At 66.5% G+C, this 23,376-nt stretch carries 22 protein-coding genes; 4 read left to right on the top strand and 18 right to left on the bottom strand.

What is annotated here, in order from left to right:
- Nucleotides 1–358: 358 nt before the first annotated feature.
- The 5 genes from E5162_RS13060 to E5162_RS13080 all read right to left on the bottom strand — a co-directional run bounded on the left by E5162_RS13060 (nt 359) and on the right by E5162_RS13080 (nt 5,186).
- On the bottom strand, nt 359–1,006 hold the full coding sequence (locus E5162_RS13060) for an ABC-type transport auxiliary lipoprotein family protein (RefSeq protein WP_158291308.1): 648 nt from the start codon (nt 1,004–1,006) through the stop codon (nt 359–361).
- Nucleotides 1,007–1,014: 8 nt separating this feature from the next.
- Nucleotides 1,015–1,971 (bottom strand): MlaD family protein, encoded by a 957-nt coding sequence (locus E5162_RS13065; RefSeq protein ID WP_135945724.1) that lies wholly within the window; start codon nt 1,969–1,971, stop codon nt 1,015–1,017.
- Between the two features lie 20 nt (nt 1,972–1,991).
- Nucleotides 1,992–2,756, bottom strand: coding sequence for an ABC transporter ATP-binding protein (locus tag E5162_RS13070; protein WP_135945725.1), 765 nt, complete (start codon nt 2,754–2,756; stop codon nt 1,992–1,994).
- Entirely contained in the window at nt 2,753–3,904 is a 1,152-nt protein-coding gene (locus tag E5162_RS13075) for an ABC transporter permease (protein ID WP_135945726.1), read from the bottom strand. Before E5162_RS13075 ends, E5162_RS13070 begins: the two co-directional genes overlap by 4 nt.
- 112 nt (nt 3,905–4,016) lie before the next feature.
- Entirely contained in the window at nt 4,017–5,186 is a 1,170-nt protein-coding gene (locus E5162_RS13080) for an MFS transporter (RefSeq protein ID WP_233342095.1), read from the bottom strand.
- Nucleotides 5,187–5,320: 134 nt separating this feature from the next.
- Here E5162_RS13080 and E5162_RS13085 point away from each other — a divergent pair, with 134 nt between their 5' ends.
- Genes E5162_RS13085 through E5162_RS13095 form a run of 3 tightly spaced genes read left to right on the top strand, consistent with a single transcriptional unit; the run spans nt 5,321 to nt 8,411 of the window.
- A complete protein-coding gene (locus tag E5162_RS13085; protein ID WP_233342096.1) occupies nt 5,321–6,592 on the top strand; it encodes a glycosyltransferase family 4 protein in 1,272 nt (423 codons plus the stop codon).
- Nucleotides 6,589–7,308 carry a class I SAM-dependent methyltransferase gene (locus E5162_RS13090; protein WP_135945728.1) on the top strand — a complete coding sequence of 240 codons (720 nt, stop codon included), beginning with the start codon at nt 6,589–6,591 and terminating at the stop codon, nt 7,306–7,308. Before E5162_RS13085 ends, E5162_RS13090 begins: the two co-directional genes overlap by 4 nt.
- Nucleotides 7,305–8,411, top strand: coding sequence for a prenyltransferase/squalene oxidase repeat-containing protein (locus tag E5162_RS13095; protein ID WP_158291309.1), 1,107 nt, complete (start codon nt 7,305–7,307; stop codon nt 8,409–8,411). The genes E5162_RS13090 and E5162_RS13095 overlap by 4 nt, the downstream gene beginning before the upstream one ends.
- Here the strand turns inward: E5162_RS13095 and E5162_RS13100 are convergent.
- Both E5162_RS13100 and E5162_RS13105 read right to left on the bottom strand, forming a co-directional pair.
- On the bottom strand, nt 8,380–9,003 hold the full coding sequence (locus E5162_RS13100) for a class I SAM-dependent methyltransferase (protein ID WP_135945730.1): 624 nt from the start codon (nt 9,001–9,003) through the stop codon (nt 8,380–8,382). The genes E5162_RS13095 and E5162_RS13100 overlap by 32 nt on opposite strands.
- 6 nt (nt 9,004–9,009) lie before the next feature.
- A complete protein-coding gene (locus E5162_RS13105; protein ID WP_135945731.1) occupies nt 9,010–9,660 on the bottom strand; it encodes a hypothetical protein in 651 nt (216 codons plus the stop codon).
- A 128-nt stretch (nt 9,661–9,788) separates the two neighbouring features.
- Here E5162_RS13105 and pip point away from each other — a divergent pair, with 128 nt between their 5' ends.
- Complete coding sequence (pip, locus tag E5162_RS13110) at nt 9,789–10,763, top strand: prolyl aminopeptidase (protein WP_135945732.1); 975 nt, start codon at nt 9,789–9,791, stop codon at nt 10,761–10,763.
- 59 nt (nt 10,764–10,822) lie between these two features.
- Here the strand turns inward: pip and E5162_RS13115 are convergent, their stop codons facing one another.
- From E5162_RS13115 to hflC, 11 genes are all read right to left on the bottom strand, one after another.
- Nucleotides 10,823–12,163, bottom strand: coding sequence for a sodium-dependent transporter (locus E5162_RS13115; protein WP_135945733.1), 1,341 nt, complete (start codon nt 12,161–12,163; stop codon nt 10,823–10,825).
- Between the two features lie 131 nt (nt 12,164–12,294).
- On the bottom strand, nt 12,295–13,440 hold the full coding sequence (gene rodA, locus E5162_RS13120) for a rod shape-determining protein RodA (protein WP_135945734.1): 1,146 nt from the start codon (nt 13,438–13,440) through the stop codon (nt 12,295–12,297).
- A 4-nt stretch (nt 13,441–13,444) separates the two neighbouring features.
- Entirely contained in the window at nt 13,445–15,310 is a 1,866-nt protein-coding gene (gene mrdA, locus E5162_RS13125; protein WP_135945735.1) for a penicillin-binding protein 2, read from the bottom strand.
- Nucleotides 15,311–15,367: 57 nt separating this feature from the next.
- Entirely contained in the window at nt 15,368–15,874 is a 507-nt protein-coding gene (gene mreD, locus E5162_RS13130) for a rod shape-determining protein MreD (RefSeq protein ID WP_135945736.1), read from the bottom strand.
- Nucleotides 15,874–16,944, bottom strand: a complete 1,071-nt coding sequence (gene mreC, locus E5162_RS13135; protein ID WP_135945737.1) for a rod shape-determining protein MreC — start codon at nt 16,942–16,944, stop codon at nt 15,874–15,876. Before mreC ends, mreD begins: the two co-directional genes overlap by 1 nt.
- 24 nt (nt 16,945–16,968) lie before the next feature.
- A complete protein-coding gene (locus tag E5162_RS13140) occupies nt 16,969–18,009 on the bottom strand; it encodes a rod shape-determining protein (RefSeq protein ID WP_135945820.1) in 1,041 nt (346 codons plus the stop codon).
- 124 nt (nt 18,010–18,133) lie between these two features.
- On the bottom strand, nt 18,134–18,892 hold the full coding sequence (locus E5162_RS13145; RefSeq protein ID WP_135945738.1) for a TVP38/TMEM64 family protein: 759 nt from the start codon (nt 18,890–18,892) through the stop codon (nt 18,134–18,136).
- Nucleotides 18,893–19,007: 115 nt separating this feature from the next.
- Nucleotides 19,008–19,997, bottom strand: a complete 990-nt coding sequence (ilvC, locus tag E5162_RS13150; RefSeq protein WP_135945739.1) for a ketol-acid reductoisomerase — start codon at nt 19,995–19,997, stop codon at nt 19,008–19,010.
- Entirely contained in the window at nt 19,994–20,932 is a 939-nt protein-coding gene (gene miaA, locus E5162_RS13155; protein ID WP_135945740.1) for a tRNA (adenosine(37)-N6)-dimethylallyltransferase MiaA, read from the bottom strand. The genes ilvC and miaA overlap by 4 nt, the downstream gene beginning before the upstream one ends.
- Nucleotides 20,933–20,941: 9 nt before the next feature.
- Nucleotides 20,942–22,324 (bottom strand): Do family serine endopeptidase, encoded by a 1,383-nt coding sequence (locus tag E5162_RS13160; protein ID WP_135945741.1) that lies wholly within the window; start codon nt 22,322–22,324, stop codon nt 20,942–20,944.
- A gap of 163 nt (nt 22,325–22,487) precedes the next feature.
- Nucleotides 22,488–23,375 carry a protease modulator HflC gene (gene hflC / locus E5162_RS13165; protein ID WP_135945742.1) on the bottom strand — a complete coding sequence of 296 codons (888 nt, stop codon included), beginning with the start codon at nt 23,373–23,375 and terminating at the stop codon, nt 22,488–22,490.
- Between the last annotated feature and the right edge of the window lies 1 nt (nt 23,376).

Genomic DNA, 23,376 nt, shown 5'->3' on the forward strand with positions numbered 1-23,376 from the left:
CTGATTAAGCTCAGCGCGAAGGGACCGGGCCGGATCGCGACCTCCCCAAAGGGGGTCAGGAACCCAACGGTCTCCTTCGCGCCCCTAATCTGGCACAGCTCCAACACACAGGAACCCAGAGTGGACAGGGTGCCCCTCCAAGGCCGCCATCCCACACTGAAAAACCAAAGACTGTCATCCCGGGCGAGTGAAACGAAGACCCGGGACCTCGTGAGGGGTGCAGGCTCGCGCCCGTCACGCGCACGAGGCCCCGGATCGGCCTTCGGCCGTCCGGGGTGACACGTTTGGGTTTTTCTCTGCCGGTCCAACCTCCACGCCTCTTTCCCAGCGAAGGCGGGAACCCAGAGTGGACAGCCCGCTACCCTTGCGGCCCAGCTTCGTCTTCGAGCCGGGAGAGGTGAGCGCGCGTCCATTGCGCCAGCTCCGCAGCCGCAGCGCCGGCCGCCTGAGAGAAGGCCTCGACGATTTCGGTCTGCCGGTTGGCGCCCGCGCGCGCCGAGCCCGACACCGTGGTCACGCCCACCATGGAGTGCGTGTCGCTATCGACCAGGCGCGCGCGCAGCGTGACCCGCGCCTGGGGCGCGCGGCCCTGGCCCTCGTCGTAGACGGCCTCGAAATGGCGCATGTCGACGCGCAAGGTGAAGCGCGAGGAGACGCCATCGCCCGGGCGTGTTGCCAAATAGCCCGGCAATTCGCGATCGACCGTATCCAGAAGCAATTCCTGCAGCAGGTCGGGTGCCGGTGAAATCCAGTTGGCCCCGGAGATATAGGCCAGCTCGCCATCGCTGCCGACAGTCGCGATCCGGTTACCGGCCAGCGCCCGCGGCGCGCCCGGACGTTCGATCAGGATCACCTCGCCCACCTCGGCGGTTTCCGCAGACGGGGTCGCCTCATGACCCAGACGATAGATATTGGCCGGCTGGCTGTCGGGAAGAAGCTGGATGCACCCCGATACAAGCAGCAGTGACAAACCGGCCCCGGCGGCCCGGCCCAAACGCGTCAGCATGTTCGATGTCATTGCGGTACCTCGATTTCACGGCCGCGTGGCTCGCTCAGGAAGCCGGCCGGATCCTCTTCCAGCTGGACGGCGATACGTTCAAGCGCCGAGATCAGGACGCGAAGATCGCGCGCAGCGGTGGTCAGCGACTCCAGCCCCTCGTCGGCGAAGGATTCAAGCCCCGGCCGGATGTCTTCGAGCATCTCGAACGTCTCGACGGAGGCCTGGTTCACGGCGATGGAGGCCGCCGTGGTCTCCTCCACCATTGGCGCGAGCTGCTCCACCACGAAGGAATCCGCCGTCGTGCCAAATTGCTGCAAGGCCTCCGCGGCGGAGGAGATATCCATGGCCGCCTGGTTGAAATTGTCGATGGCCAGGCTCAGACGCTCGATCATGGCGTCGTTTTCGGCCCAGGCCCGGCTGACGTCTTCGACATGGTCGAGCGTCAGGGTGAAATTCTCGATATTCTCGTCGCTCAGCAGGCGGTTGAAGCGCGTCAGAGTGATCTGCGCGTTCTCGATCACCGTCTCGCCGCCCTCGACCAGGCCTTCCAGCTGGGCCTGCCGCGCGAAGATGCGTGCGGGCCGGTCGCCCGACCGGCTTTGCAGCGCCTCCGCCCCCGGCGACCCGCCCGAGAGCTGGATGTAGGACAGGCCCGTCAGGCCCTGGGGTTCCAGCTGGGCAAAGGAATCCACCTTCACCGGGGTTGCGGCATCCACCCGGATTCGCGCGATCACCTCGTTGGGATTGTTCGGGTTCAGTCCCAGATCGATGACCTCGCCGACCTGGATGCCGTTAAAGCGCACCTCGCTGGATTCGCGCAGGCCGCGTACCGGGCCGTCGAAGACGACATCGTATTCCTCGAACTCGCGGTCGAACTGGATTTGCGAGATCCACAGCGTGAACAGGGCGGCGGCCGCAGCCAGGAAGACCACGAAGAAACCGACGAGCGCATGATGGGCTTTCGTTTCCATGGAGACAGGCTCCCTCTTTCCTAGCCGCTGCGGGCCGCGCGTCCGCGCGGACCGGCGAAATAGTCTTGCACCCAGGGATGGTCGAACTCCACCAGCTCCTCGATCGGCGCGGTGACGATAACCTTCTTCTCGGCAATGACGGAAATGCGGTCGCAGATCGCATAAAGCGAATCCACGTCGTGCGTGATCATGATGACGGTCAGGCCCAGCGTCTCGCGAAGCTCGTTGATCATTTCGTCGAACTTCGAGGCGCCGACCGGGTCTAGACCTGCTGTCGGCTCGTCGAGAAACAGGACGTCGGGATCGAGCGCCAGGGCCCGGGCAATGCCGACCCGCTTCTTCATTCCGCCGGACAGTTCGGACGGCATCTTGGTCGCAGCCTCCGGGCCGAGGCCGGACATGCCGAGCTTGAGATCGGCAATCTCGGCCATCAGCGAGACCGGCATGTCGATATGCTCGCGCAGGGGTGCCATGATGTTCTCGCGCACGCTGAGCGAGGAGAACAGGGCCGAGCCCTGGAACAGGACGCCCCAGCGCCGCTCCAGCACCGCGCGGTCGCGGGCGCTCATCTCACTCATCGCCTGGCCGTCGAAATATATCTCGCCGGCGTCGGGCTTTCGAAGGCCCAGAATGGTGTTCACGAGCACCGACTTGCCCGAACCGGACCCGCCGACAATCCCGTGCACCTCGCCGCGCCGCACCGTCATGTCGAGATCCTCGTGGACGACATGGGTGCCGAACTGGCTGCGCAGCCCCTTCACCTCGATGATCGGCTCCGCGCTCATATCCCGAGCTCCAGGTAGAGCATGGCAAACAGCGCATCCACGACAATAACCGCGAAGATGGCATGGACCACCGAGGCGGTCGTGCGTTCGCCCAGGCTTTCCACGTCGCCGCCGACCTTCATGCCCTGGTGGCAGCCGATCACCGCGATGATCATGCCGAAGACGGGCGCCTTGGAAATGCCGACGAAGAAATGCTCCCAGCTGATCGAGGACTGGAGCCGGTCGATGAAGAAGTTGGGCGAGATGTCCAGCACGCCCCAGCTGACCACCATCCCGCCGAACAGGCCCGACAGCATGGCAGCGAATGTGAGCAGCGGCGCCATCAGCACGCAGGCGATGACACGCGGCAGAACCAGCACCTCGAACGGGTCGAGGCCGAGCACGCGCATCGCGTCGATCTCCTGCTGCATCTTCATCGAGCCGATCGACGCGGTGAAGGCGGAATCCGACCGTCCCGCCAGCATGATCGCCGTGATGAGCACGCCGAACTCGCGCAGCACCGCCACGCCGACCAGTTCCACGGTGAAGACCGAGACCCCGAAGGTCTGCAACAGGTCCGCGCCCATATAGGCGACGACCGCGCCGATGAAGAAGGCGAGCACCGCCACGATGGGCAGCGCGTTCACGCCGGCGGTTTCCATGACCGAGACGGTCGCCGTCCATCTGAGCCGCCAGGGCTGGACAAGCGTGCGTCCCGCCGTCGCGACCGTGCGGCCGAAGAAGTCGAACGTGTCCACCGCGTCCAGCACGAAGCTTTCCAGCGCCTGTCCGATGCTGGCGAACACGGCTACCGGGCCGCGCCGCGCCTCGTGCGTGGACGGGCAGTCCTGGAATGCCTCACGCGTTTCCTCGATCAGACGCCGCGCCGTGCGGTGTTCGCCGCGCACCCGGCTCTCCTCGAGCTCGCGCCCGGGGCCCAGAGTGCGTCCCAGCAGATAGGCGCCGGCCGTGTCGAGCCGGTCCAGCGCGCTGACATCGATCACGATGGAGGCCGCGTCCTCGTCGCGGGCGAGCTTGCGCAAGGGCCGGTCGAAGCGACCGATCTGTTCCACCGTCCAGTCGCCGCGCGGGCGAACCACGCACAGGCCGTCCTCTGCCTCGATGGACAGTCCGGCCAGTTCCTCCTGCTCCTGCGCGTGACGGGCCATCCGCCCTCCTCGGCTTCGATCTGCAACTTATGGGATGGTTCGCCCGGCGGCCCAAGTAGAAGAAGCGCCCGGCACGGCAGAAGCCCCGCCTTTGACACGAAAATGCAACGCTTCAGAACCGGTTTCGGCGCTGCAGACACACCGCCGCCACCAGCCCCGCCCCGGCCGGCACAAGCATAAGGGCAAAGCCGCGCGTGCCCATGGACGCATACGCATAGCCCGACGCCAGTGTCGCCAGCGCCAGCACGATCCCGCCCGACAGCGCGGAATTGACCACCTGCACCGTGGCGGCCAGACGCTCGGGCATGGCCTGGCTGGCAAAGCGCAGAAAGCCCAGATAGGTCGCCGCAAAGCTGCCCGCATGCAGGATCTGCAGCGCGAACAGCGCCATCAGCGGCGGCGCCATCGCCAGCGCGCTCCAGCGGATCAGCGAGCACACCCCGCCCAGCACCAGCAGCCCGGCGGGCGTCCAGTTGCGCATCGCGCGCCCGACCAGCATCAGGAAGACGATCTCGGCCGCCACGCCGGTTGACCACAGCGCGCCCACCGCCTCGCCGGGAATGCCCTGCGCGCGCCATGCCACCGCCGAGAAGGCGTAGTAGAAACCGTGCGCGCCCTGCAGGAAGGCCGACGCGGCAAAGGCCAGCGGCAGACCGGCGCCGGCCAGCAGTTTCAGGTCCGCCGCCCTCATGGCCGGCCGTGTCTGGCTTGCCGTCCGGCGCCGTCCCGGCGGCAGCAGCATGGCGGCAGCCAGCGTCAGCGCCGCCCCGCCGAGGATCCAGGCGAGCGCCGCCTCCCCGCCTGCGCGCGACACCCAGTAGCCCGCGCCCAGATTGCCGAGCACGAAGGTGAAGGAGCCGATCGCGCGCGCCGGGCCGAACTCGAAGCGCTTGGCGCGCGCCTGCGACATGGCGAACGCGTCCACCAGCGGGATGATGCCCGTCATCGACGCGCCCGCCAGCAGGGCCAGGACCAGGATCGCGCGCGGGTCGATCGCCGGGATGTGCAGCGCGAACGCCAGAAGGTTGATCGCCGCAAACCCGATCAGCGCGTCGCGCCGGCGCGCCGCGCGGTCGGCCCACACCGCGCCCAGCGGGGCGGCGATCAGCCGGCCGATCATGCCGGCTGCGGCGGCCAGCCCGATCTGTTCGGGCGCCAGTCCGCGCCCTTCGAACCAGACCGGCATGTAGGGCAGATAGGCGCCGAAGGCGAGATAGAACGCGCCGTAGAACAGGGCGAAGCGGCCCTGCCGCGCCGTCATGGAGAAGTGTGGAACTCGCATGCTCGCGCGCTTACAAGCTTCCCGCCGCAACGCCAAGCATCTTCAGGGTGAAAGCTCAGCGCGCACGCGCAAAATCGCTTGGAGCTGCCGGGGCCTGCGGCTAGCTTCCCGCCTCGATGAGAGACGCCGACGACATGAGTGCGGGCCCGCGCGCCGCGCCGCCCTTGCGGGTATTGCTGACCAGCTACCGGTCCAACCCCCATGTCGGCGGACAGGGCGTGTATGTACGCGAGCTGAGCCGGGCCCTGACGCGACAGGGATGCGAGGTTTCGGTCGCCTCCGGCCCGCCCTATCCCGAACTCGATCCCGGCATCGAGCTGATCGAGCTGCCCTCGCTCGACTTGTTCAGCGAGACCAATGCGCTTCTCGCCCTGCGATGGCGCCATCTCGCCTCGCGTGCCGACCGCGGCGAGTGGCTGGCCCATAATAGCGGCGCCTTCGGCGAGATGACCGCCTTTGCCCGCAGGCTGAGGGCGTTTCTCGAGCGCGAGGGCGACCGCTTCGATGTCGTGCACGACAATCAGACCCTGGCCATGCCGATGGTCGGACTGTCACGCCGCATCCCGCTTCTGACCACCCTGCACCACCCGATCGACATCGATCGCGACTTTGCCATCGCCGGCGCCGGCTCATGGTGGAAGCGCCTGCTGGTCGCGCGCTGGCATGATTTCGTGAAGACCCAGGCCGCCGCCGCGCGCCGCCTTCCCGGCTTCATCTGCGTGTCCGAAGCCTCGCGCCAGGCCTATGCCGCGCGCTGCGGCGTCGATCCCGCCCGCATCGCCGTCTCTCATAACGGCATCGACCACGCCGCCTTCTATCCCGATCCGGCAGTCGCTCGCGATCCCGGCCTGATGGTGGCGATGGCCAGCGCCGACGTCCCCATCAAGGGGCTGGACGTGTTGATCGAGGCGATGGCCAAAATCGCCCCGGCCCGTCCCGACCTGCGTCTCGTCGTCGTCGGCACGCTGCGCGAAGGACCGACCAAACGCATGCTGGACCAGACCGGCCTGACCGGACGGGTCGAATTCCGCTCGGGCCTGGCCCAGTCGGAGATCGCGGCGCTCTTCCGGCGCGCGGCCGTCTTCGTCTCCGCCTCCCGCTTTGAAGGTTTCGGCTTCCCCCCCGCCGAGGCGATGGCGTGCGGCGCGCCGATCATTGTATCGACTGGCGGGGCCTTGCCCGAAGTCGCGGGTGATGCCGGCATCGTCGTTCCGGTCGAGAATGCCGATGCGCTGGCCGCGGCGATCGAAAGCGTGCTCGACTTTCCAGACCGCGCCGAACGCATGAGCCGGGACGGTGCCGCCTGGGCGCGGACCGCCTTTGTCTGGGACGATCATGCCCGCGCCTCGCTCTCGCTCTACCACGAGCTTATCGCCACTCACCCCCGGACCCAGGCTGCCTCATGATCACACTCGACCTCGATGCGCTCGACCTTGAAGACGGCATGCGTGTGCTCGATCTCGGCTGTGGCCGAGGACGCCACCTGCATGCGCTGTACTGGCATGAGCGCGCGCTCGACGTGACCGGGCTCGATCTCGATTTCGACGATCTGGACGCCGCCATTGATGGCTTCTTCGAGCTGCCGCCGCCCCCGGCCGAGCCGCCGCGCACGGCGGTCTTCTCGGTGGGCGACGCGGGACGTCTGCCCTTCGCCGATGACAGCTTCGATGCCGTGATCTGTTCTGAAGTGCTCGAACACCTGCCCGATGTCGATCTGGCGCTGGCCGAGATCGACCGCGTCCTGAAACCCGGCGGCAAGTTTGCGCTCTCGGTCCCGCGCTACTGGCCGGAAGCGATCTGCTGGAAACTCTCCACCGGCTACCAGAACACGCCCGGCGGTCATGTGCGCATCTTCAAGGATTCCGAGCTGCGCGCCCGTGTGGAGCGCCAGGGCTACCGCTTCTTCAAGCGTCACTGGGCCCATGCCCTGCACAGCCCCTACTGGTGGCTGCGATGCGCCAAGTGGGACCGCCAGGAGGACAGCCGGACCGTGCGCGCCTATCGCAAGGTGCTCGAATGGGACCTGATCGAAGCGCCGCGCCTGACCCGCTGGAGCGAGAAGCTCCTCAATCCGGTCCTCGGCAAATCGGTCGCGCTGTATTTTGAAAAGGCCGCAGCATGAGCGCGCGCACTCTCTCCGGCCTAGATCTGGGCGCCTGCGCGGACCGGATCGAACAGCTTCAGAACCGCGATGGAATGATTGACTGGATCGAGACCGGGGTCTGGGACCCGTGGAATCACGGCGAAAGCGCCATGGGTCTGGCGGTCGTCGGACGCGAGGAGGCCGTTCATCGCGCGCTGGACGCGCTCGCCGCGCGCCAGAACGCCGATGGCAGCTGGGATGGCGAGCTCGGCGCCGGCATCCCCATGGATGAAAGCGGAGAGCGTATCGCGCCGCCCGCGATACCGGCCACTGCGCGCGATACCAATTTCAACGGCTATGCCGCCGTCACGGTGCTGCGCTGCGCGCTCGCCCTGGATGAGCCGCGCCTGATCGCGCGCCATTTTGCCATGGTCGAACGCGCGCTCGACTGGGTTCTGGCCCACCAGAGCGAGCACGGCGACATCGTCTGGCGCGCGCCGGATACCGGTCAGCCGCTGGACAGCGTGGATTCGCTGCGCGCGGGCAATGCCTCCCTGTTCAAGAGTCTCGAATGCGGGCTGCGCCTGGCCGATGCGCTTGGAAAGCCGCGTCCTCAATGGGCCACCGCCCGCCAGCGCATCGCGGACGCGCTGATCGGCCGCCCCGAGCGCTTCGACCGGGAGATCGACCGCTCGGCCTACGCCATGGACTGGTATTATCCGGTCCTGGCCGGCGTGGTGACCGGACGTACCGCGCGTGCCCACCTGGAAGAGGGCTGGTCGCGCTTTGTGGTGGAGGATCTGGGATGCCGTTGTGTGACCGGCGAGCCCTGGATCACGGCCGCCGAAACGGCCGAACTGGCGCTGGCCTGCCTCTCGGCCGGGCGCACCGAGACGGCCCGCAGCCTGCTTGACGATCTGTCCCCGCTGGCCTCGTCACAAGGCGGCTACTGGATGGGCTGGCAGTACGAGCTGGGCGCGGTCTGGCCGCGCGAGTCTCCGAGCTGGACGGCCGGAGCCATCCTGCTTGCCGCGGACGCTCTGTACGCCCTGAGCCCCGGCAGCGATCTGCTGATCCGCCATGCGCGCGCCGATGCCTGGACCGCAGGCGCTAGAGCCGGCGCAGGATCTCAAGCGAATTGACACGCTCGACCGGCTCGAACAGGCCTGAGCCCACCGCCAGTTTCCAGATTTCGTAGGGAGGCCGTCCGCCGTCGGCAGGGTTGGGGAATACGTCGTGTATCGCCAGCACTCCGCCGGGCGCCACATGACCGGCCCAGGCCCGATAGTCGCCGAGCGCCGTCTCCATCGCATGGCCGCCATCGATGAACAGGAAGCTGACCGGCCCCTGCCACCAGCGGCCCAGCAGGGCCGACGGTCCGACCAGCGCCATGACCGTGTCTTCAAGACCCGCCCGAGCAATCGTGCGCCGGAACTCGGGCAGCGTGTCGACCCGGCCCAGCTCGACATCGAACAGGTCCGGGTCGTGATACTCTTCTCCGGCCTGGTGTTCTTCCGAGCCGCGATGGTGATCGACGGCGAACAGCACCTTGCCGGTCTCGCGCGCCGCCCATCCCAGATAGACGCTTGAGCGCCCGCACCAGGAGCCGATCTCGACCAGCGGACCCGGCGCACGCACGCCGCTGGCATGGCGGTGCAAGGCATCGGCCTCGTCGCGCGCCAGAAATCCCTTGATTGTTTCGGGGTCGAAACCCGCCTCGGCCGTATCTCTCACCGCGGGTCAGCCCACATTGGCAGAACCGGACGCCCAGCGCCGTTCTGCCAGCCGGTCGGCGCTTGCAGCCAGCCGCGTGATTTCAGTTTCCAGTCCGTTCAATCCGGATTCGACCGGGGCCAGGCTCGTGCCGTCGCCCTCCTGGGTCACCAGCTGGCCGGACACATCGGAGAAATAGCTCTTTGCCCGGCGCGCAGCGGTCAGCGCCGCTTCGGCGCGGGCAATATCGCGATTGATAGCATCCTGTTCGTAGGAGGTGTTGCTGCTTGCGACGCGGTCGGCCGCGTCGGCCACGTCCGCCGTCAGCCGGGTGGCCCGCTCGATATCGCTCTGCAGCAGGCTGACGGCATCCGCCTCGTCGCTCGTGATGTAGGCCATGGCCGGAGTCTCGGCCGGGTTCTCATTCGCCTCGTCGCCTTCACCGGTGACAAGACGGCTGAAAAAGCCCAGAGCCCCGGAATTGCCTGCGGTTTCGACCCGCCAGCCCTGCTCGGCCACGGTGTCGCGCAAGGTGCGCGCCGCGCGTCTGAGCGCCTGTTGCTCGGATGTGCCGAGCTCCACCTGCTCGCTGCCGCCCAGGTCGAACGGCGCACTGGCGCAGCCCTGCAGCACCAACGCGCACCCCAGTGCGGCTGCAATCGCATGACTTGTCGGCATCCGCCTCACCCGGTCTGCTCCATGTCGCGAGGTCAGCGACGCCCCCCGCGTCGCTTTATTTCTCTATCAAAACGCATAAGCTGGTCAAACACCAAGCGTTTAACAGCATCATTAGCACAAGTTTGACGATGGACGCCCAGAGAAGCCGCCACCATCGCGTGGGTCTCTACCCGCATATCGAGCCATTCCGCACCGGAATGCTGGCCGTCGGTGACGGGCACACCCTTCACTATGAAGAATGCGGGCGAGCCGATGGAGTTCCCGTTGTCGCGCTGCACGGCGGGCCAGGCGGCGGGGCATCTCCCGCCATTCGCCGGTTTTTCGACCCCGATCGCTACAGGATCGTCGTGTTCGACCAGCGCGGATGCGGACGCTCGCGCCCTTTTTCCTCTCTGGAACACAACACCACGCCTCATCTGATCGATGACATCGAACGTCTGCGCGAAGCCTTGCGCGTTGACCGCTGGGTGGTCTTCGGGGGCTCATGGGGCGCGACCTTGTCACTGGCCTACGCGCGCGCCCATCCGGACCGCACACTCGGCATGGTGCTGCGCGGCGTGTTCGCCTGCACCAAAGCCGAGCTTGACTGGTTCTACCGCAGCGGCGCCAACCATCTCTTCCCCGACATGTGGGAGCGGTTTGCCGGACGCCTGTCCGCGCGTGAACGCGAGGACGTGCTGAACGCCTATTACCGGCGCCTGAACGGCGACGATATCGCCGCGCGCCGGGACGATGCGCTGGCCTGGGCCTCGTGGGAAAGCTCTCTCATCGCCATGTCCCCTGCCGGCGATCTGGCCGCGCCCGATCCGCGCCGGGCCGATGCGATCTCACGCATCGAAACCCATTACTTCGTCCATGGCGGTTTTCTGGAGCGCGACGGCGTCCTTCTGGAAGAGACCGCGCATCTCAAATCCATTCCCGGCGCGATCGTCCAGGGCCGCTACGACATGGTCACCCCGCCCAAGACGGCCTGGACGCTGTCCCAGGCCTGGCCGCGCGCGCGGCTGGAATTCATCCACGACGCCGGCCATGCCGCGGGCGAGCCGGGCATCATCGACGGCCTGGTGCGCGCCACCGACCGGCTCGCCGACACGCTGGAATAGCAAAAACCCTCCGCCAGGTGGCGAAGGGTTTTGCGTCGTGCCGTGGTGGCAGCTCGGGCCTAGCCGCCGAAGACGCCGAAGCGCGCATTCAGGCCGAGCACCAGAATGGCGCCGATCACGATCGGGCAGACATAGCGCAGCAGGAAGCGCCACAGGCTGAACACGCCTTCGCTCATCTCCGAATTCTCGTGACGCATCGTCGCTTTCGGGATCACCCAGCCGGCGAAGACCGCGACCAGGAAGGCGGTGATCGGCAGGAATATCTCGCCCGACAGCACGTCCACGAAGGCGCCGCCGAAGACCGGCGAATAGACCGCGCCGACACCGACCATCCAGACCAGCGCACCGGCCACCGTCGCGGCCATGCCCGCGCTCATGTCGGTATGCTCCTCGGCCCAGGCCACGATCACCTGCAACAGCGAGATCGACGAGGTCAGCGCCGCGATGAAGGCGAGGAAGAAGAAGGCTCCGCCGACCATATTGCCGAACGCCATGTCGGCGAAGACGGCCGGCAGCGCGTTGAAGATCAGGCCCATGCCCGAGGCCGGATCGATACCGACCAGGAAGACGATCGGGAAGATCATCAGGCCCGCGATCAGCGCGACCAGCGTGTCCGACCCGGCGATGATCGCCGAGGACGTGCCCAGATTCTCGCTGCGCGGCAGGTAGGAGCCGTAGGTAATCATGATGGCCGAGCCGACCGAGACCGAGAACAGCGCCTGTCCCAGCGCCGCCAGCACCACGCCCGGCGTGATCTTGGTGAAGTCCGGCGCGAACAGGTAGTTCAGCGTCTCCAGCGCATCTCCGCGCAGCAGCGAGAAGACCGACAGGCCGATCAGCATCACGAAGAAGAGCGGCATCAGGATGGTCACCGCCTGCTCGATCCCGCCTTTCAGTCCGCGCGCGACGATCAGCACGGTCAGCACGATGAAGAGGGAGTGCCAGAAGATCTGCACCGGAATGGAGTTGTAGAGCGAGACCGGAGCCTCACCCACCGGGCTGGAGCCGAACTCGCCCAGGAAGCCCATCGCGGAGAAGGCCATGACCTGGCCGGCAATCACCGAATAGGTGCACAGGATCAGGAAGGCGCCGATCATGCCGAACCAGCCGACGATCGACCAGCGCGTCGAGGCGCCCGAATTGTGCGCCATCTTGCGCGTCGCGCCGACGGCGGAGAGCTGGGCGTTACGCCCGATGCTCAGTTCCGCGTTCAGCACCGGATAGGCGACCAGCGCCACGCAGAACAGATAGACCAGCACGAAGGCCGAGCCGCCATTCTCTCCGGTCTGGAACGGAAAGCGCCACAGATTGCCAAGCCCGACCGACGACCCGACGGCCGCCATGACGAATGCAAAGCGCGACGACCAATGGGCATGCTGCCCGGGCGATAGCGAAGCCATGGATGTCTCCTCCCGCTGCCGGCTCTGGACGCCGGCTTTTTCCCCTGTCTGCCCCCTCGGGCAGGCTGGCGCGGAACGTTATCCAGTCCGCCGGTCCGGTCAAGCGTGCTGTCACAACATTGCCGCAATGGCTAGCCGAACAGGCCCGCCCCCTTGGGCGGCTCGGCGCCGCGATGCACGTGCGCGCACAGGATGAGGCCAAGGCCGAACAGCACGGTCAGCATCACCGTCCCGCCATAGGAAATCATCGGCAAGGGCACGCCCACGACCGGGACCAGCCCCATCACCATTGCCACGTTGATGAAGACGTAGAGGGCGAGCGTCGTGGTGATCCCCATCACCACCAGGCGCAGGAAAACCGACTTGCACGACATGGCGATCGCGATGCAATTGGCCAGCAGCAGGCCGTACAGCCCGATCACGAAGATGCCGCCGACAAAGCCCCACTCCTCGCCCAGCGTGGTGAAAATGAAGTCGGTCTGGTGTTCGGGCAGATAGTTCAGCTGGCTCTGCGTGCCCTGCATGAAGCCCTTGCCGGTAAAGCCGCCCGATCCCAGCGCGATCTTGGACTGGATGATGTTGTAGCCCGCGCCCAGCGGATCGGCTTCGGGGTCCAGGAAGGTCGTGATGCGCTGCCTCTGATACTCCTCCAGCCCGTAGCGGATCGCCAGCGGCACGCCGACCGCGACCGCCACCGCTCCGCCGGCGATAATGCGCCAGGACAGCCCGGCCATGTAGACGATCACGCCCCCGGTCGCCGCGACCAGCAGCGCGGTCCCCAGGTCGGGCTGTTTCAGGATCAGTACGGTCGGCAGGCCGATCATCGCGGCCGGCACCAGGAGCCCGCCCAGCGAGGAGACCTTCTCCTGCGGCAGGTCGTGGTAATAGCGCGCCAGCGCCAGCACGAGCGCAATCTTCATCACTTCGGACGGCTGCATGCGGATCGGCCCGATATCGATCCAGCGCTGGGCGCCCATCACGACCGCGCCCATGAGCTCGACGCCGATCAGCAGGACCAGGGCCGCGAGATACATCGGATAGGCGACGCCCATCCAGAAGCGCGGCGGAAACAGCACCACGGCCAGCATCACCGCGAAGCCGAGGCCGAAGCGCACGGCATGGGTGATCGCCCAGGGCGTCCAGGATCCGGCCGCGACCGAATAGAGCATGCCCACCCCGATGCTGCCGATCAGCACCACCAGAAGGACGAACGCCCAGTTCACCTCATAGAGTTTGGCCCGGAAGCCGCGCGGCACGGCCTGCGTGAAAACCGCCATCGGGTCAGCTCTCCTGCCCGGTGCCGGCCATCGCCGTCACCGTTTGAAGACGCTGCGCAGGATCGCGCTCGATCAGGTCGCGCAAAAGATCGCGGGCGGGCAGCGCGGCCGCGCTCCCCCCGCCGCCGTGCTCGACCACTGCGGCGACGGCGTATTTGGGATCGATGGCCGGGGCATAGCCGATGAACAGGCCGTGATTGCGCAGGCGCCAAGGCAGCTCGTCCTGGCTGCGCAAGCCGGAGGCGCGTTCGGCGGTGGTGATCGAATAGACCTGGGCCGTGCCGGTCTTGCCGGCCATCTCCACGCCCTCCACGCCCAGTCCCTGCAGCGACCAGTAGGACGTGCCCCCCGGCTCGTGGACCACGGCGCGCATCGCCCGGTGGATTCGTTCGCGGTGTTCGGGGTCGAAGCCCATGTCGGCAAACGGAGCCGGATCGGTCCGGCGCAGCAGGGTCGGCGTCACCGCGCGCCCGGTCGCCAGACGCGACGTCATGACCGCCAGCTGCAGCGGAGAGGCCAGCAGGTCGCCCTGACCGATCCCCACATTATACGTGTCGCCCGTCGACCAGCCCCGGTTACGGCGCGCCCGCATCCATTGCGGATTGGGCACCAACCCGTCGGCGCGGTCGGGGATATGCATGCCGATATCGTAGACTTCGCCCAACCCCATGCGGTGGCAAATCTCGTTGATGCGATCGATCCCGAGCCGGCGCGCCACCTCGTAGAAATAGATGTCGCACGACGTCTTGATCCCTTCGTGCAGGTCGACCGAGCCATGGCCTTCGCGCCGCCAGCAGTGGAAGCGGCGATTGCCCAGTGTCGTGTGGCCGACGCAGCGAACCCGCTCGTCCGGCTCCATGACGCCGGCTTCCAGCGCGGCCATGCCCATCATCCCCTTGACGGTGGAGGCCGGCGCGTACAGCCCCGTCGTCGCCTTGTTGAAGAGCGGGCGGTATTCGTTCTCGTTCAGCGCGCGGAAATCATCGGTGCCGATCCCGGTCACGAACAGGTTCGGATCGAAGCTCGGCGCGGAGACCAGCGACAGGATTTCCCCCGACTGCACGTCCATCGTCACCGCCGCCGCGCTTTCCCCGGCCAGGCGCTGCATGCCGAAGCGCTGGGCCTCGGCGTCCACGCTCAGCATCACATCCTGGCCGCGCACGGACGGGTTGGACTGGGCGGGCAATTCGCGGATGACCCGGCCATAGGCATTGACCTCGACCTTCAGCTGGCCGGCAGAGCCGCGCAGCGTCTGGTCCTGGGCCGCCTCGACCCCGGCCCGGCCGATGCGGAAGCCGGGATGGAGCAGCAGCGGATCGTTGCCTGCCGCCGCCTCGGATGCGGCCTGAACATAGCCGGCCACGTGGGCGAAGGCCTGGGGATGGGGATAGGTGCGCACTTCGCCGACATCCGGGCTGATCCCCGGCAGGTCGGGCAGGTGCAGATTGACCCGCGCGAATGTCTCCCAATCCAGATCCTCGGCGATCTCGACCGGCTGGAAGCGCGGCGAACGCTGGATTTCGCGCAGGATTCGCTCGCGCCTTTCGGGGGACAGTTCCATCAGCCGCGCGAGCCGGTTCAGAGCCGCCTCCGCATCGCCGGCCTGCTCGGGAATCAGGACGATGCGATAGCTGTCGCGATTCTCCGCCACCGCTTCGCCGAACCGGTCGAGAATCCGTCCGCGCGTCGGCGTCTCGAGGCGGAAGTTGAACTGGTTGTCTTCCGCCATCAGGCGGTAGCGTTCCTGCTGGTGAACCTGAAGCGTGTAGAGACGCGCGCCCAGGCCTGCGAACACGGCGCCGCCAGCCCCGGCCATCAAGATGGCCCGCCGGTTGAACTGCGCCTGATTTTCCTGCTTGTCGCGCTTCATTCCTGGTCCCGTTTCCCGGGCTGGACCGCCCGGTTCACTCTCGCCTCGTCTGCCCGGTCACGAGAAGGTCGAGCGTTCCTTCCGGCGGGCGAAGAAAAAGGCGAACACAGGAAACAGTATGATGGTTAAAACACCTTCCGTCACGAGGTCGGCTGTTCCTGCCGGCTGGCCGAGCGCAACCGAACCGGCGCCCCAGGCGACGGCCAGCGCGATCAGGGCCAGCACCGCAAAGCGCAGGGAAACCGGGCCGATCTCGCCTCCGCCTTCCTCGTCCCGCGGACGCGCAATGGAAAAGGCGACCAGGTAGGCCAGCGCCCACACGCCCATCGGTCCGCCGATCAGCAAATCCTGCAGCAGCCCGATCAGGAAGATGAGCCAGGGCGGCACATAGCGCGGCCGGCGAACCGCCCAGATGAAGAGCGTGATCAGCGGCAGAAGCGGCAGCAGGTCCATGCCGGTCGGCAGCCGGGTCGGCGCCGCGTGAAGCAAAAGGCTGGGGATCAGGGTCAGGGCCATGCCGGCGAGCGTCGGCCAGGCCGAGCGGCGTTCCAGGGGTGCGCGCATCAGTCCTCGCCTCCCGGCTCGCCATCCGCCGCGCCGTCTGCTGTGCCGTCCGATGAGCTCGTCTGCGCGATCGCCGCCGGCGCGCCACCCGGCCCGGAGGTTTCAGGCTCAGACCCCGTCTCGCCATTCTGCGGTGTGCCGGCATCCTGCGGCGCGTCACCGGTGAGATCTCCGGTCAGGTCTTCGGCATTCAGCCCCGGCAGCGCGTCGACGGAAAGCGGATTGGCTTCGGGCGGCGCGACCGGCTCGAACGGCCAGATCCACACCAGGTCCAGCGGCGCGGCATCGGAATAGAGCGCCACGCGCCAGCGCCCGTCGCGGTCGCGCACGGCCTCGCCCACCGGCAGGCCGCGCGGCAGCACATTGTCATCGCCGGACGTCACGATCCGGTCGCCTTCCTGGATATCGGGATCGGTTCCCAGATACTCCAGGCGCGGAAAGTCGGTATTGTCACCGGTCAGCATGGCGCGCGCATTGGAGCGGTCGGCCATCACCGCCACCCGGCTGTTCAGGTCGGTCAGAAGCAGAGCACGCGCGGACCGCTGGCCGACATCGACCGTGCGCCCGACCAGGCCGTAAACGTTCACGACCGGATAGCCTTCCCTCACCCCGTCCCGGGCGCCCACCCCGATCAGGCGGGAGCGTACGAACGGACCGGCCCGCTCGGCCACGGCCCAGGCAGTGATTCGCTCGCGCACGGCCGGTGTTTCAAGATTGAGGGCTTCTTCGTAGAGCCGGGCCCGGTCGCGCAGGGACAGCGCCACATCGCGCCAGGCGCGCAGCTCGGCGAGGTCCTCGCGCAATTCGCGATTCTCCTGGGCCAGCTCGAACTGGCGCCGCCACCACGGGCCGACATTCTGAACGCCGCGAAGCGGCCAGGCGGCCAGTTCCAGCACGGGCATTGCCGCGTCGTTGAAACCGGCGCGCACTCCGCTCAAGACCTGGGGCCGGTTTTCCGGACGGTCGGATGCGACAAGAATGCAGGACACGAGAACCAGAAAGATGAACAGGGCCGGCGAGAACCGCACACCCTCTTCATTATCGCGCCGCGAGGATCGCCACTGCGCCAAGGTCTGGTCCCCCGAGGTGCGCGGTTAAACGGCTTCGGACAGGATGGGCCGCCACACGCGCAGGTTTTCAACCGCTTTTCCACAACCCAGCACCACGCAGGAGAGCGGCTCGTCTGCCAGGCTCACCGGCAGGCCGGTGCGGTCGCGAAGCTCGGTGTCCAGATTGCGGAGCAGCGCCCCGCCCCCGGTCAGCACGATACCCTTGTCCACGATGTCGGCGGCCAGTTCCGGCGGCGTCGCTTCCAGCGCCTGCTTGACCGCCTCGACGATCTGTTCGACCGGCTCGGACAGCGCATCGGCGATCATCGCCTCGGTGACCACGATCTCGCGCGGCACACCGTTCATCAGGTCGCGGCCCTTGATCTCCAGGCTCAGCCCCTCGCCTTTCGGCGGCGGCGTCGCGGAGCCGATTTCCTTCTTGATGCGCTCGGCGCTCGTTTCCCCGATCAGCAGGTTCGCCGAACGGCGGATATAATTGATGATGGCTTCGTCCATCTTGTCGCCGCCCACACGCACCGAGCGTGAATAGACGATGCCGGACAGGCTCATCACCGCGACCTCGGTCGTGCCGCCGCCGATATCCACGATCATCGAACCGGTCGGCTCGTCGATGGGCAGGCCCGCGCCAACGGCGGCCGCCATCGGCTCGTCGATCAGGTAGACCTTGCGCGCCCCGGCGCCCAGCGCACTCTCGTGGATCGCACGGCGCTCCACGGCGGTCGCGCCGGAGGGCACGCAGATCACGACTTGCGGGCTGACGAAGCTGCGCCGGTTGTGAACCTTGCGGATAAAGTGGGCGATCATCTCCTCGGCCACGTCGAAGTCGGCGATGACTCCGTCGCGCATGGGGCGAATCGCTTCCACGTTGCCAGGCGTCTTGCCGAGCATGAGCTTGGCTTCCGCCCCGACCGCCTGCACGTGCTTGCGGCCCTTTTCTATCTTGTAGGCGACAACGGAGGGCTCATTCAGCACGACGCCGCGTCCACGCACGTAAACGAGCGTGTTCGCAGTCCCGAGGTCGATGGCGATATCCGCAGAGAGAAGGCCGAACAGGCTTGAGAACATGGAAAAACCGGTGTCAGCAAACAGGAGCAAAATTTTAAGACTGCGACCAAATGGTCACAGAGCGAGTCTTGGTTTCTTGTGCGATGCCTCGCGCCATATTGCAAGCGCGCGAAGTCTCTCAAACTCAGCGTTCTGCGGCGTCATCGCCCGTATGTGCGTCTTGTTTCAACTCTGCCGCCTCCATTCCGAGATCGGAACCGCGCAGCCAGCGGCGCGCAATCAGCATGAAGCCGATCCAGGCGGCACCGGCCGCGACCAGAGCCGCGATGGCCCAAGGCCCTCCGCCGGAGAGGATCGCCATCAGGCTCCCGCCGAAAAAGGCCACGAGGGCGGTCTTGGGAATGATGCCCAGCCCCATGCCGGACGCAAAAGCGAGAAATCCCATGTGCGAGATTCCCGCCGCCATGTTCACGACGATGAAGGGGGCGGAGGGCACGATGCGCACGATGAAGCTGGCCCAGAAACCATTACGTCCCACGAAGTCGGAGATCCGGTTGACCGTCTGCCCGCCATAGCGCCGGACGATCTTCGCTCCCAGCAGCCGGGCGAGGTAGAAGTTGAGCGCGCCGGAGACCATCGTGGCGATCCAGGAATAGAAGAAGCCCTGAAGCGGTCCGAAGGCGAAGACGGCCGCGCCGATCAGCGCGAACTGGGGAAAGCCGACAAAGGCAAGCGCCGTGAACGCCACGATGGTGGCCGGGATCGCGTACCATTCCTCGGCCGCGTGCTCGAACCATTCGCCAACCGCGCCCGGCTCGAGATCCAGCACGAACTTGCCGATCAGGAACACGATCGCCACCGACAGGAACAGCGCCAGCGACACCCAGACGGCGCGGCCCGCGCGCAAATCCATTCGCATGAAAAATTTGAGAAGCGCGTTCATCGATACTCGTTCAGACAGGGCTGCGGCTCAACGAACGCGGACGCTCGCATATTTGATGCCGAACTAACACGCCATTGGTCCCCTTTTGTCAAAACCGGCCGGCAGGCGCGGCGTCTTACTTCGATCCCTTGAGCAGGGCGCGCAGCTCCTTGCCGGCGTCCTCGAGCGGATGCTCGCCGGCTTTCGCCCGCGCCGCTTTGAGCCAGGCCCGGTCATTGGCGTAGTCGGCCACCCAGCGCCGCGCGAAATCGCCCCGCGTCACATCCTCGACAATGGCGTCGAAGACCGGTTCGACCGCCCTGGAAATCTTCCCCTCCACCTCGTGGGCGCCGAACTCGGCCGTATCCGAGATCGCCTCATACATACCGGCTATTCCGCGATCGTGGATAAGTTCGGCGATATACTTCAACTCGTGGACCGTATCGATGTAGGCCATGCGCGGTCCGATTCCGGCCGCGGTCAGGCGCTCGAACCCGGTGCGGGCGAGCGCGCACATTCCGCCGACCAGGACGGCCTGCTCGCCTAAAATGTCGGCCAGGGCCTCTTCGCGGAAGCTGGATGGGAAAATACCGGCTCGCCCGCATCCGATTGCATTGAGATAGGCCTTGGCTAATGGTTCGGCAGTGGTGCTCGATCCCGGGGTTACTGCCCAGAAACCAACAAGTCCTCCACCCTTTTCAAAGCTGGAGCGCACCGCCCCGCCCGGTCCCTTGGCCGCCGCCAGGATGACGTCGCAATCGGCCGGGGGCCGGAGCACGCCATACTCGATCGAGAAGCCGTGACACAGGATAAGTGCTTGTCCCGGCTTGCGGTTTTCCGCGATATGGTCGGCCCAGATCTGGCCGTGCGCCTCATCCGCGGCCAGCAGCGACAGCACATCGGCTTCGCGCGCCGCCTCTTCGATGGAAACCACAGTGAATCCATCAGCTTGCGCCTTCGCAATCGAGGCGGACCCGGGCCGCAGCGCAATCGAAATCCGCTCCCCCCCCATGTCGCGCATGTTCAGCGCATGCGACCGGCCGTGATTGCCGTACCCGATGATAGCCACATGGCGCGACCGGATCGGCTCGAGGTCGATATCGGCTTCGTAGAGCGCGTCGGTCAAAGCCCAAACTCCTTGTCTATAAAGCGGTTAAGCTCATTTCTCTGATCGTCCGGGTCAAGGCTGGAAATGCGCGCCCAGCCTGGATGCTGGTTGGCAAACCACGTGTATTGCCGCTTCGCATACCGGCGCGAATCCCGCTTCGCGGTCTCCACCGCCTCCGCCAGCGTCAGCTCGCCGGCCAGATGGTCGAGAAGCGGCGGCAGGCCCACCGCTTTCATGGCCGGCAGGTCGCGATCCAGCTCCAGGCGGAAAATCGCCTCGGCCTCCGCCAGCGCCCCGGCGGCCATCATGGCGTCGAAGCGGGTTTCAATTCTCTGGTAAAGCGTTTCACGATCAGGAGAAATCACGACACCGCGCCAGCGGTCTTGCGCCAGGAGCGGCACGGTATCGGCCTGCAGCGCGCTCAGCGCCTGCCCGGTCTCCCGGCCGATTTCCACGATGCGCTGCAGGCGCTGGCGGTCGCCCGGCTCAACCCGGCTTGCCGCCACCGGGTCATGGCGCATCGCCTCTTCACGCAATGCCTCAACTCCGCGCGCCGCGACTAAAGCATTCACCGCATCGCGCACGCGGGCCGAAATCTCCGGCGTCGGCGCAAGTCCCTCGGTTAGAGCCTTGAAATACAGACCGGTTCCTCCCACGAAGATCGCACGCTTTCCACGCGCTTTCACCGCCTCCAGGCGCGCCAGCGCCCGGCGGCTCCACTCGCCAACCGAGCAGCGCACAGCCGGGTCCACCTCGCCGAACAGGTGATGGGCAATCCCCGCCATCTCCGCGCGATCAGGGCGAGCGGACAGAATCGCAAGCCGGTCATACACTTGCATGGAATCGGCGTTGATGATTTCCGCGTCCAGGCGCCCGGCCGCGTGCAGGCTGAGCGCGGTCTTGCCCGAAGCCGTGGGGCCGGCCAGGAACAGGATGTCTGGCGCCGCGACCACCGCGACCGCTTACTGGCGAATCGTCTGGAAGATGAACTGGCCGGCACGGTTGATCGTGAACAGGACCGGCTCTTCTCCCCCGCCGGAGGCCTGCTCGGCGACCTGGCGCGCCTCGACGACATCGCTGACCGGCGTCCAGGCGATCTCCTCGATGACATCGCCCTCGCGCACTTTTCCAGCCGCATCGCTGTTCGGGTCCACCTGCGTGATCAGCAGCCCTTCCGCGTCGGGATGCACATTGTAGCGCCGGCGCAGGGGGTCGGTCAGCGGCGTAACCGCCAGGCCGAAGAAGCTCGGCTCGCTCTCGGCCTCATCCGGCGTGCCGCCCTGCGGCGTTCCGGTCGCGGCAATCTCTTCTTCCAGACGCGCAATCTCGACGGTCAGTGTCATCGCTTCGCCGCGGCGCAGAATATCGACAGCCGCTCGCGTACCGACCGCCGTCTCTGCAACGATGCGCGGAAGCCGGCGATCGTCGGGCACCGGCTCGCCGTTGAAGGCCAGGATCACATCGCCACGGCGGAGCCCGCCTTCATCGGCCGGCCCGCCCTCCTCCACACGGCTCACGATGGCGCCGCGCGGGCTGGCAAGGTTCATCGCCCGCGCCATGTCCGGTGTCACCGGTTGCACGTTCACACCGATCCACCCGCGGCGCGTTTCGCCATACTCGAGCAACTGGTCGACCACGACGGTCGCGATGTTGGAGGGAATGGAAAAGCTGATCCCCACGCTCGCGCCGGTGGGGGTGAAAATCGCGGTGTTCACGCCGACAACCTGGCCGTCCATATTGAACAGCGGACCGCCGGAATTGCCCTGGTTGATCGCCACGTCGGTCTGCAGATAGTCGTCGTACCGCCCGCCAATCTCACGCCCGCGCGCCGAGATCACACCGGCTGTCAGCGAGCCCCCGAAGCCGAACGGGTTACCGATCGCGACCACCCAGTCGCCGACACGCGCCGCGTCGCTATCGCCCCAGGGAACGGGCTGGAAACGATCCTGCGACTGAATGCGCAGGACTGCGAGGTCGGTGGCCGGGTCCCGGCCGACGATATCAGTCGGATAGGTGCGTCCGTCAGGGAAGGTCACCTCCACCTCGTCCGCATCTTCGATCACATGGTTGTTCGTGACGACCACGCCTTCTGCACGAATGACGAAACCAGACCCGAGCGAGTTCGCGATTCGCGGTCCGTCGCCCAGCAGGTCGTTGAAGCGCTCCAGCGGCGATCCGGGAGGGAAGGTCGGCATCGCATCGTTCTCGGTCATGCGCTGCACGGCCGAAATGTTGACCACGGACGGTGACAACGCCTCGGCGAGATCGGCGAAGCCCTCGCGCGGCTGCGCATGGGCGGCCGCCGAGACGGCACAAAGAACAAGAGCGGCGAACAGGGCGCGCATCGGCGTCTCCTTCGCTAGAGCGGCAGGCAATCACGATCCGGGTGTATCCGTCCCCCCCGCTGGCCGCAAGACGGCAGCCAGCGACGGCACGAACTCAATTCCCGATATGAAACGGCCCGCGCCGATCAGAACGCGGGCCGTTTTACTGCTTTGACATCGATTACTAGTTCGACGTTCCGCTTTCATTGCGGAAGTAACGGAAGAACTCCGAATCCGGCGGAAGGATGATGGGAGTCCCGTCACGCAGCGCGTTCTCATAGGCCTCCATGGACCGGTAGAAGGCGAAGAATTCCTGGTCCTGGCCATAGGATTGAGCGTAGATTCGGTTGCGCTGAGCGTCGCCTTCACCGCGAATGCGATCCGCTTCCGCGCGGGCATTGGCCAGGATGACGGTGCTTTCGCGGTCCGCACCGGCGCGGATCTCCCGGGCCCGCTCCTCGCCTTCGGCCCGAATCCGGGCGGCTTCCTGCTGACGCTCGGAGCGCATGCGCTGGAACACCCGCTCTTCGACCTCATCGGGCAGGTCTGCGCGCAGAATCCGCACATCGATGACCTCAATGCCCAGATTGGCACGCTGGACAGACGCGCTGACCATGCTCTCCACCCGGTCCATAAGGGCCGCGCGCTGGCCGGAAATGACGTCCTGGGACGGGATCGAACCGACAACGGCGCGCAGGGCGTCCTCCATGATCGAGCTCAGACGTCCCCGGGCAACAGCCTCTGTCCGCACCGATTCGTAAAACCGCCGCGGATCCACGATCCGGTAGCGAAGGAAGGCATCGACCTCGAGCCTTTCCTGGTCTCCGGCCTGGAGCTGCTGAGGCCGCATGTCGAATTCGACGTTGCGGCGATCAAACCGCGTGACTTCCTCCCAAGGGAGCTTGAAGTGGAGCCCCGCCTCGTCCTCACCTTGAGCGTTGATCGTGCGCACCGGATCGCCGAAGCGAAGCACGAGGGCCGATTGGGTTTCGCTCACTGTGTAAGTGGCGGTAAACACGCCGATCAATGCGGCGACGATCAGGATCAGAAATCCGATTCCAACAATACGCATG

It is taken from the genome of Marinicauda pacifica, from assembly GCF_004793635.1.
Classification (GTDB): Bacteria; Pseudomonadota; Alphaproteobacteria; order Caulobacterales; family Maricaulaceae; genus Marinicauda; species Marinicauda pacifica.

Bases quoted from the DNA above. Each gene is read 5' to 3' on its own strand.
- E5162_RS13090 (WP_135945728.1), top strand. From the start codon at position 6,589: ATGATCACACTCGACCTCGATGCGCTCGACCTTGAAGACGGCATGCGT.
- E5162_RS13095 (WP_158291309.1), top strand. From the start codon at position 7,305: ATGAGCGCGCGCACTCTCTCCGGCCTAGATCTGGGCGCCTGCGCGGAC.
- E5162_RS13060 (WP_158291308.1), bottom strand. From the start codon at position 1,006: ATGCTGACGCGTTTGGGCCGGGCCGCCGGGGCCGGTTTGTCACTGCTG.
- E5162_RS13080 (WP_233342095.1), bottom strand. From the start codon at position 5,186: ATGCGAGTTCCACACTTCTCCATGACGGCGCGGCAGGGCCGCTTCGCC.
- E5162_RS13140 (WP_135945820.1), bottom strand. From the start codon at position 18,009: ATGTTCTCAAGCCTGTTCGGCCTTCTCTCTGCGGATATCGCCATCGAC.
- mrdA (WP_135945735.1), bottom strand. From the start codon at position 15,310: ATGAAGCGCGACAAGCAGGAAAATCAGGCGCAGTTCAACCGGCGGGCC.
- mreD (WP_135945736.1), bottom strand. From the start codon at position 15,874: ATGCGCGCACCCCTGGAACGCCGCTCGGCCTGGCCGACGCTCGCCGGC.
- E5162_RS13145 (WP_135945738.1), bottom strand. From the start codon at position 18,892: ATGAACGCGCTTCTCAAATTTTTCATGCGAATGGATTTGCGCGCGGGC.
- rodA (WP_135945734.1), bottom strand. From the start codon at position 13,440: ATGGCGGTTTTCACGCAGGCCGTGCCGCGCGGCTTCCGGGCCAAACTC.
- E5162_RS13105 (WP_135945731.1), bottom strand. From the start codon at position 9,660: ATGCCGACAAGTCATGCGATTGCAGCCGCACTGGGGTGCGCGTTGGTG.
- E5162_RS13065 (WP_135945724.1), bottom strand. From the start codon at position 1,971: ATGGAAACGAAAGCCCATCATGCGCTCGTCGGTTTCTTCGTGGTCTTC.
- pip (WP_135945732.1), top strand. From the start codon at position 9,789: ATGGACGCCCAGAGAAGCCGCCACCATCGCGTGGGTCTCTACCCGCAT.
- E5162_RS13070 (WP_135945725.1), bottom strand. From the start codon at position 2,756: ATGAGCGCGGAGCCGATCATCGAGGTGAAGGGGCTGCGCAGCCAGTTC.
- E5162_RS13115 (WP_135945733.1), bottom strand. From the start codon at position 12,163: ATGGCTTCGCTATCGCCCGGGCAGCATGCCCATTGGTCGTCGCGCTTT.
- E5162_RS13085 (WP_233342096.1), top strand. From the start codon at position 5,321: ATGAGTGCGGGCCCGCGCGCCGCGCCGCCCTTGCGGGTATTGCTGACC.
- E5162_RS13075 (WP_135945726.1), bottom strand. From the start codon at position 3,904: ATGGCCCGTCACGCGCAGGAGCAGGAGGAACTGGCCGGACTGTCCATC.
- hflC (WP_135945742.1), bottom strand. From the start codon at position 23,375: ATGCGTATTGTTGGAATCGGATTTCTGATCCTGATCGTCGCCGCATTG.
- E5162_RS13160 (WP_135945741.1), bottom strand. From the start codon at position 22,324: ATGCGCGCCCTGTTCGCCGCTCTTGTTCTTTGTGCCGTCTCGGCGGCC.